Origin of the sequence: Aeromonas sp. QDB31, assembly GCF_027707605.1 — a bacterium.
Lineage (GTDB): Bacteria > Pseudomonadota > Gammaproteobacteria > Enterobacterales > Aeromonadaceae > Aeromonas > Aeromonas media.
Map to the genome: position 1 here is coordinate 90,277 of NZ_JAPCIX010000015.1, position 11,233 is coordinate 101,509.

An 11,233-nucleotide genomic window follows, 5' to 3' on the forward strand; every position below is an offset into this window, starting at 1 on the left:
TGTCAGACAGGTAAAAACAGGGCGCCCTCGGGCGCCTTGTTGCTATCTGGTCGGGTGATATAGGGCCCTCACCCTAACCCTCTCCCGGAGGGAGAGGGAACTATCCGACGGTGATCATCGCCAGCTTGGCACTGAAGACACCATCCTCCAGCCTGGTCTCTATCTGCCAGCCCAGCTTCTCGCAGATGCGCTGGATGATGGTGAGGCCGCAGCCGTAGCCCAGGATCTGATCCGGCGCCGCCGCCGTGGGGTTGCTGATGGTGAGCACCTGCCCCTGAAGCGCGATCTCGATATGCCCCTCGGCGTAGCTCAGGGCATTCTTCAGCAGGTTGCCGAGCGCGATGGCGAGCAGGGAGAGGGGGGCCTGCACCTCGCTCTGCTCGTCCAGATTGAGGCGGATGTCCAGGTTCTCCCGCTGCAGCAGCGGGGCCAGGCGCGCCAGCTCCCGCTGGATCAGCGGTGCCACCCATTGCGGGGGGCGCTCGACCGCGTCCTTGCGCCCCAGCAGCAGGAAGGTCTCGGTGAGCAGGGCCATCTCGTCGCTGGCGGCGCGAATGCGGCTGGCGGCCCGGGCGGCGGGGGCGGGCAGGTCGGTCACCTTGCCGAGCAGGGCGGCCGAGCCCTGGATCACCATGTTGGGGGTGCGCAGCTCATGGCTGGCGAAACGGCTGAACTCCTGCTCCCTGGCGAACACGGCGGCCACCTCGTGCTTGCCCGCCAGCAGCGCCAGCTCGATCTCCCGCAGCTCCTGCCAGGGGGCGTCCGGCACGAAGTCGACCTGATCCGGGGTGAGGTGGGCGACGCGCTGACGCAGCCTGTCCAGGGGGCGGGTGATGTGGCGTACCAGCCAGATGCCGAACGCTATGCAGCCGAGCAGCAGGGCCAGCCCGATCAGCCGGGTGACCAGGTGCAGCCTGTCTTCATAAGGATCCAGGTAGTCGTCGGCGTCGTCGTTGAACACCAGATAGAGCAGGCCCTTGCCAGAGGGGTGGGCGTGCACCAGGAAGTGTTTGTCCTCCTCGCCGAGTTGGTGCTCGAAGAAGCCGGGGGTCTGGTAGGGTTTCAGCCAGGCTGGCAGGCGTCCCGCCTCCGTCCAGTAGCTGGAAAACTGGCGCGGGCTGGGGGCGGGGGCCGCATGGCCGAGCCGCAGCCAGTCATCGTTGTAGCGGGTGACCTCGGCCTCCAGCCAGTGGCGCAGGCTAAGCTCCTCCATCTTGTCCTCGGCCACCACCATCAGCAGGCTCAGGATCAGCAGCAGCAACAAGCCGGCCCCGCCCAGCGCCAGGATCAGGCGCTTGCGCAGGCTCGGCAGATTCAAGGCTTGCTGGCTTGGGGGGGCAGGGGGGCTCATGGTTTGACCAGCCGGTAGCCCTGGCCGTGCAATGTCTCCAGCATGGGACTGGGGAAGGGCTTGTCCAGGGCGTTGCGCAGGGCATAGATGTGGCTGCGCAGGGCGTCTGAGTCGGGCTCCTCATCGCCCCAGACGGTGTCGAGCACCTCCTGGCGCGTCACCAGATGGGGGGCCCGTTTCACCAGCAGGCTGAGGATCTGGAACTGGATCTTGCCGAGCTTGAGCTCCACCCCGGCGCGGGTGGCGCGGCCCGCGGCGGGATCCACCTCCAGCTCGCCAAACGCCAACGCCCCCATGTCGCTGCGGGGGCCGCGCAGGGCCAGGGCCTGCAACCGCACCTCAAGCTCCTCCATGGCGAACGGCTTGACCATGTAGTCGTCGCCCCCCGCCTTGAAACCTGCCAGCTTGTCGTCCAGGCTGTCGCGGGCGGTGAGAAAGAGCACAGGGGTGGCGATGCCGTCCGAGCGCAACCGCTCGACGGTGCGCAGGCCGTCCAGGCGCGGCATCATGACGTCCATGATGATGACGTCGAAACGTTGCTCGGCCAGCAGTTGCAGGGCTGCCTGGCCGTGATAGGCGCAGTCTACCCTGTGCCCGGCCAGCTCCAGATAATCCATGACGGTCTCAGCCACCTGGGGACTGTCTTCCACCACCAGTATTTTCATGCTCTGATCTCCTGGTTTGGGCCGGTATTTCACGGCCATTTCACACCGGATGAGACATCCTGTGTGCCAGTGTAACCCCGAGGATCCCCGATGAAGAAGTCTCTCTGCGCCCTCTGGCTATTGATTTTATTGCCCTTTGGTCTGGTGCAGGCGGCCGAGTTCAAGCTGACCGGCCGCACCAGCTGGCAACTGGGCCAGTTGATGGTCAACGGCATTCCCTTCGTGATCGATGATCAGACCCGCTTCAAGGACGGTCTGGACGAAGACGATCTCGGCGGCACCTGGGTCGATCTGGAAGGGGTGATGGAGGGAGGCAGGCGGCTGGTTCGCGAGGTGGAGCCGCTGGAAGAAAAGCATGAGATGGAGCTGGAGGGGCCGGTGGAAGGGGGCCGGATCTGGGGTTATGTCACCTCGGACGAGAGCCTGACCCCCTTCGAGGGGCGCTGGCTGGAGCTGGAGTGCCGCTTCGATGGCATGCGTCTGAGCCGCTGCCGGGAGGACGACTGAGCCGCCGCACCAGTGAACCGGAAAAATTGCCCATCCAGGCCCATAGTTAAACCTCCTCGCCGGGTTGACCATGGGCCTGCTTGCTATGACCAGAACCGCCTTGTTCCTGCTGCTCTCCTTTCACGTCCTTGCCGACGAGCCCGAGCTCTGGCTGGTGGAGCTGGAGCACAACGACGGCCTCCGCTTGCAGTTTCAAGGGGCCGAGCTCGAGCTCGGCAGCGCCACCCTGGTCGGGGCGGCGCAGTATGACGATCTCAGGCCCGGCATGCACCTCGCCATCCAGAGCCGCTACGGCGTTGCCGAGCAGATCCGGGTGCGCACGGCTGAGCCGGATCCGGTGCAGAGCGGCCAGTGGCGGCGGGCGGAGGACAGGCTGGTCGCCACCGCAGGAGAGAGCCTGCTGCTGCAGCAACTGGGGGGGCTGGTGTTTGATGCCGGCACCCGCTGGGTGAACGGCAGCCTCGCCGATCTGCAACCGGGTCGCAGGCTGGTGCTGAGCCGGGATGATGCGGGCCGTCTGACCGAGATCCTGATCCCCAACCCGGAGGACACACTCGATCCCGATGAGTGAGCCGCGTCCGCGACTGGTTGTTCTTTCCCCTTGTTAATGACTTGTACTTTAAAATTCCCCACTTATACTGGCGCCATCTTGTCGGAGTGCTGACCGTCGAACGACGCAAAGCTGAGACCGTTAATTCGGGATCCGTGGAACCTGATCAGGTTAAGACCTGCGAAGGGAAACAAGGGTAACTTGCGAGTTGCCGCGCCGGGGGAGTCGCCACTTCTCCCTTGCCAGGAGGGGAACCCCGGGCAAGAACAGGCGCACAGGAGGGAGGTCGTCCCACCGCTTGCCCATCAGGGCGGCGAATGTCCCCCACAAGGGGGCGGGACGGCAGAGCAGGGATGATCCATCCCGCGCTCGCTCCCTCTTGAGAGCACACCCAGATTGCAAGTTCATCACTTCTCCTCGAACTCCAGACAAGCAAACACCCATAACTTCAACCAGTTAATGTGAGTTTTGCTATGTCTACCTCTTCTGAAAACAGCAAGTCCGTGCCCGCCAGCCGCCGGGAGCAGCGCTCCAGTGCCCAGGCCTTTATCGACAACCTCAAGGGCATGGCCCATCCCAACTCCAGACGCATCTTCATTCAGGGTTCCCGTCCCGATATCCGGGTGGGGCTGCGGGAGATCGTCCTGGCTGACACCTTCGTCGGCGGCAGCAAGGAAGAGCCCCAGTTCGAGCCGAACGATCCCGTGCCCGTCTACGACACCTCGGGAGCCTATGGGGACGAGAGCGCCGAGATAGACGTGCGCCGCGGCCTGCCGCGCCTGCGTGAAAACTGGGTGCTGGAGCGTGGCGACACCGAAGCCCTGGATGATCTCAGCTCCGCCTTTACCCAGGAGCGCCTCGCCGACGAGGGGCTGGATCACCTGCGTTTCGATAATTTGCCCAAGCCGCTGCGCGCCAAGCCGGGTCGCCGGGTGACCCAGCTGCACTATGCCCGTCAGGGGATGGTCACCCCGGAGATGGAGTTCATCGCCATTCGCGAGAACATGGGTCGCGAGCGGGTGCGCTCCGAGCTGCTGCTGCGCCAGCATCCGGGCCAGGGCTTCGGCGCCCGCCTGCCCGAGAACATCACCCCCGAATTTGTGCGCGATGAAGTGGCCGCCGGCCGCGCCATCATCCCGAGCAACATCAACCATCCGGAAGCCGAGCCCATGATCATAGGCCGCAACTTCCTGGTGAAGATCAACGCCAACATAGGCAACTCGGCAGTCACCTCCAGCATCGAAGAGGAAGTGGAGAAGCTGGTCTGGTCCACCCGCTGGGGCGCCGACACCGTCATGGATCTCTCCACCGGCCGCTACATCCACGAGACCCGGGAGTGGATACTGCGCAACAGCCCTGTGCCCATCGGCACAGTGCCCATCTATCAGGCGCTGGAGAAGACCAACGGCATCGCCGAGGATCTCACCTGGGAGCTGTTCCGCGACACCCTGCTGGAGCAGGCCGAACAGGGGGTGGACTACTTCACCATCCACGCAGGCGTCTTGCTGCGCTACGTGCCCATGACCGCCAAGCGCCTCACCGGCATCGTCTCCCGTGGCGGCAGCATCATGGCCAAGTGGTGCCTCTCCCACCACAAGGAGAACTTCCTCTACCAGCATTTCCGCGAGATCTGCGAGATCTGCGCGGCCTATGACGTGGCGCTCTCCCTCGGTGACGGCCTGCGTCCGGGCTCCGTCTATGACGCCAACGACGAGGCCCAGTTCGCCGAGCTGCATACCCTGGGGGAGCTCACCAAGATCGCCTGGGAGTACGACGTCCAGGTGATGATCGAGGGGCCGGGTCACGTGCCCATGCACATGATAGAGCGCAACATGACGGAGCAGCTCGAGCACTGCCACGAGGCACCCTTCTATACGCTGGGTCCGCTCACCACCGACATAGCCCCAGGCTACGATCACTTCACCTCCGGCATAGGCGCCGCCATGATCGGCTGGTATGGCTGCGCCATGCTCTGCTACGTCACCCCCAAGGAGCACCTGGGGCTGCCGAACAAGGAGGACGTGAAGCAGGGGCTCATCACCTACAAGATCGCCGCCCACGCCGCCGATCTTGCCAAGGGTCACCCGGGCGCCCAGATCCGCGACAACGCCATGTCCAAGGCGCGCTTCGAGTTCCGCTGGGAGGATCAGTTCAATCTGGCGCTGGATCCCGAAACCGCCCGTGCCTATCACGATGAGACCCTGCCCCAGGAGTCCGGCAAGGTGGCCCACTTCTGCTCCATGTGCGGCCCCAAGTTCTGTTCAATGAAGATCACTCAGGATGTGCGCGACTACGCCGCCAAGCTCGAGGCGGTGGAGATCAAGCTGGTGGGCATGGATGGCCAGCAGGAGCGAGTGGTGGCCGAGGTGGAAAGCGGTATGAACCGTATGGCCGAGACCTTCAAGGAGAAGGGGGGCGAGCTCTACCATCAGGCGGCGGCCCTCAAAGAGGAGCGGGAAGAAGCATGAGCACCAAGCCCATCGTCTGGACCATAGCCGGTTCCGACTCGGGGGGCGGTGCCGGCATCCAGGCCGATCTGCATACCATGCACGCCCTCGGCGTGCACGGCTGCTCCGTCATCTCCGCCATCACGGCCCAGAACTCGGTGGCGGTGAAGATGGTGGATCCCGTGCTGATGCAGACCTTCACGGCCCAGATCGACGCCCTCGGCGTCGATCTGCCGCCGGCCGCCATCAAGATCGGTCTGCTGCCGACCCGGCTCCATGTGGAGGTGCTGGCCCGGCGGCTCGATATGATAAACGCCCCCTTCGTGGTCTACGACCCGGTGGCCATCGCCAGCACAGGCACCCCCATGGCGGAACCCAACATGCTGGCGGCGGTGCGCGAGCACCTGCTGCCCCGTCTGTCGCTTATCACCCCCAACGGCCCCGAGCTGGAAGCATTGACCGGCATTCCGGCGACCAGCCCCGCCCTGGTGCGGGCGGGGGCGGCCCGACTGCGGGAGCTCGGTGCCCGCGCCGTCCTGGTAAAAGGCGGTCACCTTGAGTGGAGCGGGGAGCACTGCCTCGACTACTACCAGGATGCTGAGCGGGAGTTCTGGCTCGCCGCGCCACGGCTCGATACCCGCCACGGCCACGGCACTGGCTGCTGCTACGCCAGCGCCATCGCCGCCGTTGTGGCGCTGGACTATCCCATCGAAGACGCCATCACCCTGGCCCGCGCTTATCTGCAGCAAGGGTTGGTGGCCGCGCAAGGGGTGGGGGCTGGCCCCGGCCCCATCGCCCACCTCGGTTGGCCCGGGGATCTCGCCCAGTTCCCCCGCGCCCTGCTGGCGGGATCCGCGCTGGATCGCCGCTTCGGCCTCTATCCCGTCTGCGCGGCCCGCCTGCCCCAGGGCCCCTTCGCCGGGACCGAACATCGCCTCGGCCTCTATCCGGTGGTGGACTCGGTGCGGTGGCTGGAGCGGCTGCTGAAAGCCGGGGTCAAGACACTGCAACTGCGCATCAAGGACTTGCCCGCCGAAGAGGTAATGCCCGCCATCGCCGAGGCGGTGGCCCTGGGTCGCCGCTTCGGGGCCCGGCTCTTTATCAACGATTACTGGCAGCAGGCCATCGCGGCCGGTGCCTATGGGGTGCATCTGGGGCAGGAGGATATGGGATCAGCGGATCTCGCCGCCATTCAGGCCGCCGGCCTGCGCCTTGGCATCTCCACCCACGGCTACTTCGAGCTGATGCGGGCCCGGGAGCTGGCACCCTCCTATATAGCCTTGGGTCATATCTTCCCCACCAACACCAAGCAGATGCCCTCCCGCCCCCAGGGGCTGGTGCGGCTGCACCACTACCGCGCCCTGATGCAGGACTGGCCCACTGTCGCCATCGGCGGCATCAGCGAAGAGCGCATAGCGGCGGTGCAGGAGAGCGGGGTAGGCAGCATCGCCCTGGTCTCCGCCATCACAGGGAGCGACGACTGGCAGGGGGCCACGGCCCGGCTGTTGGCCGTCGTGGGGGCCGGGGATCAGGCGCGCTCCACCATGGCGGTGCAGGAGGTGGCACATGCGCTCTGACGAGGCATCTCTTAGTGACGAAGAGTATCTGCGCTACGGCAGGCAACTGATGTTGAGCGAAATCGGCGAGGCGGGGCAGGCGAGGCTGAAAGAGGCATCCGTGCTGATCGTCGGCCTCGGCGGCCTCGGCTCGCCGCTGGCGCTCTATCTGGCCGGGGCCGGGGTCGGCACCCTCTGGCTCGCCGACGGCGACACCCTGGACTCCAGCAATCTGCCGCGCCAGATCCTGTTCGATGGGGAGGGGCTGCGCCGCTCCAAGGCCGAGCTGGCCCGGGAGCGGTTGGCGGCCCACAACCCCCATGTGGAGCTGATCGCCATCAACCAGCGCCTCGATGGGACTAGTCTGCCAGCCTTCGTGGCCGAGGTGGATCTGGTTGTCGACTGCTGCGACAACCTGGCCAGCCGCCACGCCATCAACGCCGCCTGCGTGGCTCAGGGGAAACCCTGGATCTCCGCCGCCGCCGTCGGCTGGCAGGGTCAGCTGATGGTGCGAAGCGCGCCGGAACATGCCTGCTACGCCTGCCTCTACCCGGCGGATACCGAAGTAAGGGAGAGCTGCCAGAGCAGCGGCGTCACCGGCCCCCTGGTGGGGGTGATGGGTTCCCTGCAGGCCCTCGAAGCACTCAGGTTGCTGCTCGGGCGCCCCAGCCCGGTGGCGGGCACCCTGCGCCGCTTCGATGCCCTGGCCCACGAGTGGCAGTGCCTGCAGCTGCCCCCCGATCCCGACTGCCCGGTGTGTGGCAGCCATAAGGATGACCAATGAATATTCGATTGAACGATATCGAACTGACGCTGCCCACCGGTCAGCGCCTGACCGAGCTGCTGGCGGTGCAGGAGATTGCCCCCCAGGGGGTGGCGGTGGCCCTCAATGGCGCCGTGCTGCCCCGCAGCCGCTGGCCAGAGACCCGCCTCAATGACGGGGACGAGATCCACCTTTTCACTGCCATCGCCGGAGGCTGAGATGCTGACCATTGCGAACCACACCTTTTCTTCCCGTCTCTTCACCGGCACCGGCAAGTTTGCCCGCCCAGATCTGATGGCCGCCGCCATAGCGGCGAGCGGCTCCCAGCTCGTCACCATGGCCATCAAGCGCCTCGAGCCCGGCAAGCGCCACGACGACATCCTCACTCCGCTGCTGGCCCTCGGGGTCAAGCTGCTGCCCAACACCTCCGGTGCCAAGACTGCCGCCGAAGCTGTGTTTGCCGCCCACCTGGCCCGGGAGGCGCTAGGGACGAACTGGCTCAAGCTCGAGATCCACCCCGATCCCAAGTACCTGCTGCCCGATCCCATAGAGACCCTCAAGGCCGCCGAGCAGTTGGTGAAAGAGGGCTTCGTGGTGCTGCCCTATTGCGGCGCAGATCCCGTGCTCTGCAAACGGCTCGAAGAGGTGGGCTGCGCCGCCGTGATGCCGCTGGGCGCCCCCATCGGCTCCAATCAGGGGTTGGTGACCCGGGAATTCCTCTCCATCATCGTCGAGCAGGCCCGGGTGCCCGTGGTGGTGGATGCGGGGATCGGGGCCCCCAGTCACGCGGCGGCGGCCTTCGAACTGGGTGCCGACGCCGTGCTGGTGAACACGGCCATTGCCGTGAGCGGGGATCCGGTCGCCATGGGCCGCGCCTTCGCGCTCGCCTGCGAGGCCGGTCGCAGCGCCTATGAGGCGGGCCTCGGGGCGCGCGGCAGCCAGGCCCAGGCCTCCAGCCCCCTGACCGATTTTCTGGGGGCGTTATGAGCCTGGGTTTAGAGGTGATAGATGCTGCAGCTATAGGTTCTGTACCACAAGCTCAGCCAAGTGTTTGCCCCCCTCTCCCTTTGGGAGAGGGGTTGGGGGTGAGGGAGTCGGGGGTGAGGGCGCAGGAAGCCGACCCCTCCTTTATCGACCGCTGGCAGGAGCTGGAGTGGGACGACGTAGGCATGCAGATCCGCGCCAAGACGGCCCGGGACGTGGAGCGGGCGCTGGCCAATCCACGGCGCACCCTGCAGGACTTTATGGCGCTGATCTCCCCGGCTGCCGAGCACTTCCTGCCCCGGATGGCGGAGCTGGCGGAGCGCCTCACCCGCCAGCGTTTCGGCAACACGGTCGGCTTCTATGTGCCCCTCTATCTGTCTAACCTCTGCGCCAACGATTGCTCCTACTGCGGCTTCTCCATGAGCAACCGCCTTAAGCGCAAGACCCTGAATAGTGACGAGATTGAGCGCGAGTGCCTAGCCCTCAAGGCGCGCGGCTTCGACAGCGTGCTGCTGGTGACTGGCGAGCACGAGACCAAGGTGGGCATGGACTACTTTCGCGAGCAGCTGCCGCGGATCCGCCGCCACTTCAGTACCCTGGCGATGGAGGTGCAGCCCCTGTCCGAGGCCGAATACGCCGAGCTCAAAACCCTGGGGCTGGATGCGGTCATGGTCTATCAGGAGACCTACCACGCCCCGGCCTACGCCCGCCACCACCTGCGCGGCAACAAGCAGGACATCGAGTGGCGCCTCGCCACCCCGGACCGGCTGGGGCGCGCCGGGGTTGACAAGATTGGGCTCGGCGCACTGATTGGCCTGTCGCCGGACTGGCGTGCCGACAGCTACTTCGTGGCCGAGCACCTGGCCTGGCTGGAGCGCCACCACTGGCAGAGCCGCTATTCCCTCTCCTTCCCGCGCCTGCGCCCCTGCACCGGGGGGCTGGAGCCCGAGGTGACCATGTCGGACCGCCAGCTGGTGCAGCTTATCTGTGCCTGGCGCCTCTTCTCGCCGACCCTGGATCTGTCCCTCTCCACCCGGGAATCGCCCGCGTTTCGCAACGGCGCCCTGCGCCTCGGCATCACCCAGATGTCGGCGGAGTCGCGCACCCAGCCCGGCGGCTATGCGGAGGGAGACAAGGAGGAGCTGGAGCAGTTCGCCATCCACGACGATCGCACCCTAGGTGAGGTGGCCGCCGCCGTGCGGCAGGCCGGGTTGCAGCCGGTGTTTAAGGACTGGGAACCCTTCTTGGGCCGATAGGGGCGGCCAGACCCCCCTTTGGCCTGGTAGCCGCCCGGCATAACGGTTGGGCGCTGTTCTGTCTCGCGCCTTGCTGGCTTTGATGCGTTGGCTCCCTCCCCTGCGAAGGGGAGGGCTGGGGAGGGGTCTTTATGCGACATTTCATTGGCATCGTAGGGTCGATTAACCGTCAGGCGTAATCGTCCGTTCCGAGGTATGGTGTTGGCGGCAGGAGCCGTTGTGTGGTGGCACGGCTACGCCGTGCAGGACGCGAGGCTGCTGGCCTCGACGGGGTTTCGCCCGCCCTTCGGGCTTGGGCGAGTAACTTTTCTTTGAGTGGCCAAAGAAAAGTCACCAAAAGAAAGGCCACCCCGCCAATCCGACCGCTACGCGGTTTCTCTCGGGTCAGGTGCAAGGTCGGACGGACCGCCGCAGACGGCACATCCCTGTGCCGGCTGCGTCTACGCCATCATCCCTGATGGCGCTCCTGACCTTGTCCCTTCCCCTCGGCGGATTGGAGGGGGAACCAAAACCGTGCCCGTCATAACCTCAGGGAGTAGTCGTACGGTGCAATAAGCGGAGCGCATTGCACCGTAAGCAAGCAGGCTTGTAATGACAACCGGTGCCATTGACGTTGTTCATAAACCTTCTGGCTATGGCATCAATCACTTTGGTAGCGTTGATAGAATAGATACTATTAATTGATACATTGAATTACCCGCTACGCCATAAAAAACATTTTCTGCCAATTTCTTTAGCGTTATTGCTTTCTGATTATCTGTTATATGTTTTTCAATTTCATCCTTGATATGATGGTAAGTTTCAGTAGAGATATCCTTGTTTAGGTTGTCATGCAGTAATGAAATTAATTCTCGTGGTAAGTCATTATAGTTAGATAGTTGGAGTGAAATATAGTCTTGGGACTTTGTTAAACTTTGACATATGACCTGCTGAAGAGAATACATCTGATTTTCAAGAGCGCTTACTCTAGCTTTGTAATCATTATTTTCCTCTTTGTACAGCATTAACATTCGGTCATTAAATTTGAGCTCCATAGCTGCCATTTCTAGCTTCATTTTCAATTTCTCAACATGAATACTAGGGAAGGTGCGAATAAGCGGGGAAATTCTTCTCGGCTGACTCAGTCATTTCATTTCTTCATGTTTGAGCCGATT

The 11,233-nt window shown here is 64.3% G+C and carries 11 protein-coding genes and 1 riboswitch; of the genes, 8 read left to right on the forward strand and 3 right to left on the reverse strand.

All coding sequences use genetic code 11. From position 1 onward, the window contains the following. Window positions 1-100 precede the first annotated feature (100 nt). Window positions 101-1,318 (reverse strand): sensor histidine kinase, encoded by a 1,218-nt coding sequence (locus tag PG898_RS15055; protein ID WP_270824516.1) that lies wholly within the window; start codon window positions 1,316-1,318, stop codon window positions 101-103. A gap of 29 nt (window positions 1,319-1,347) precedes the next feature. Next, window positions 1,348-2,016, reverse strand: coding sequence for a response regulator transcription factor (locus PG898_RS15060; protein WP_270824507.1), 669 nt, complete (start codon window positions 2,014-2,016; stop codon window positions 1,348-1,350). Window positions 2,017-2,106: 90 nt separating this feature from the next. Here PG898_RS15060 and PG898_RS15065 point away from each other — a divergent pair, with 90 nt between their 5' ends. The 8 genes from PG898_RS15065 (at window position 2,107) to thiH (ending at window position 10,079) form a co-directional block, all read left to right on the forward strand. Further along, window positions 2,107-2,523, forward strand: coding sequence for a hypothetical protein (locus PG898_RS15065; RefSeq protein WP_161507613.1), 417 nt, complete (start codon window positions 2,107-2,109; stop codon window positions 2,521-2,523). A gap of 85 nt (window positions 2,524-2,608) precedes the next feature. Continuing rightward, on the forward strand, window positions 2,609-3,094 hold the full coding sequence (locus tag PG898_RS15070; protein WP_270824508.1) for a hypothetical protein: 486 nt from the start codon (window positions 2,609-2,611) through the stop codon (window positions 3,092-3,094). 72 nt (window positions 3,095-3,166) lie between these two features. Further along, a riboswitch (TPP riboswitch) is annotated at window positions 3,167-3,280 on the forward strand. Window positions 3,281-3,546: 266 nt separating this feature from the next. Beyond that, entirely contained in the window at window positions 3,547-5,541 is a 1,995-nt protein-coding gene (gene thiC / locus PG898_RS15075; RefSeq protein WP_270824509.1) for a phosphomethylpyrimidine synthase ThiC, read from the forward strand. Beyond that, window positions 5,538-7,097: a thiamine phosphate synthase gene (thiE, locus tag PG898_RS15080; RefSeq protein ID WP_270824510.1), complete on the forward strand. Its 1,560-nt coding sequence runs from the start codon at window positions 5,538-5,540 to the stop codon at window positions 7,095-7,097. Before thiC ends, thiE begins: the two co-directional genes overlap by 4 nt. Further along, complete coding sequence (locus PG898_RS15085; RefSeq protein ID WP_270824511.1) at window positions 7,087-7,860, forward strand: HesA/MoeB/ThiF family protein; 774 nt, start codon at window positions 7,087-7,089, stop codon at window positions 7,858-7,860. Before thiE ends, PG898_RS15085 begins: the two co-directional genes overlap by 11 nt. Continuing rightward, a complete protein-coding gene (thiS, locus tag PG898_RS15090) occupies window positions 7,857-8,057 on the forward strand; it encodes a sulfur carrier protein ThiS (RefSeq protein ID WP_042042049.1) in 201 nt (66 codons plus the stop codon). The genes PG898_RS15085 and thiS overlap by 4 nt, the downstream gene beginning before the upstream one ends. A gap of 1 nt (window position 8,058) precedes the next feature. Beyond that, entirely contained in the window at window positions 8,059-8,826 is a 768-nt protein-coding gene (locus tag PG898_RS15095) for a thiazole synthase (RefSeq protein ID WP_270824512.1), read from the forward strand. Window positions 8,827-8,939: 113 nt separating this feature from the next. Then, the gene (gene thiH, locus PG898_RS15100; protein ID WP_270824513.1) at window positions 8,940-10,079 is read left to right on the forward strand and encodes a 2-iminoacetate synthase ThiH; all 1,140 of its coding nucleotides are present in this window, start codon (window positions 8,940-8,942) and stop codon (window positions 10,077-10,079) included. Window positions 10,080-10,723: 644 nt separating this feature from the next. On the opposite strand, the gene PG898_RS15105 is transcribed toward thiH, so the two are convergent. Beyond that, complete coding sequence (locus PG898_RS15105; protein WP_270824514.1) at window positions 10,724-11,134, reverse strand: hypothetical protein; 411 nt, start codon at window positions 11,132-11,134, stop codon at window positions 10,724-10,726. Window positions 11,135-11,233: the final 99 nt, after the last annotated feature.

What these genes read in the sequence shown, in the direction of transcription:
- PG898_RS15060 (WP_270824507.1), bottom strand. Translation starts at nt 2,016, where the DNA reads ATGAAAATACTGGTGGTGGAAGACAGTCCCCAGGTGGCTGAGACCGTC.
- PG898_RS15105 (WP_270824514.1), bottom strand. Translation starts at nt 11,134, where the DNA reads ATGAAGCTAGAAATGGCAGCTATGGAGCTCAAATTTAATGACCGAATG.
- thiC (WP_270824509.1), top strand. Translation starts at nt 3,547, where the DNA reads ATGTCTACCTCTTCTGAAAACAGCAAGTCCGTGCCCGCCAGCCGCCGG.
- thiS (WP_042042049.1), top strand. Translation starts at nt 7,857, where the DNA reads ATGAATATTCGATTGAACGATATCGAACTGACGCTGCCCACCGGTCAG.
- thiE (WP_270824510.1), top strand. Translation starts at nt 5,538, where the DNA reads ATGAGCACCAAGCCCATCGTCTGGACCATAGCCGGTTCCGACTCGGGG.
- PG898_RS15065 (WP_161507613.1), top strand. Translation starts at nt 2,107, where the DNA reads ATGAAGAAGTCTCTCTGCGCCCTCTGGCTATTGATTTTATTGCCCTTT.
- PG898_RS15085 (WP_270824511.1), top strand. Translation starts at nt 7,087, where the DNA reads ATGCGCTCTGACGAGGCATCTCTTAGTGACGAAGAGTATCTGCGCTAC.
- PG898_RS15070 (WP_270824508.1), top strand. Translation starts at nt 2,609, where the DNA reads ATGACCAGAACCGCCTTGTTCCTGCTGCTCTCCTTTCACGTCCTTGCC.
- PG898_RS15095 (WP_270824512.1), top strand. Translation starts at nt 8,059, where the DNA reads ATGCTGACCATTGCGAACCACACCTTTTCTTCCCGTCTCTTCACCGGC.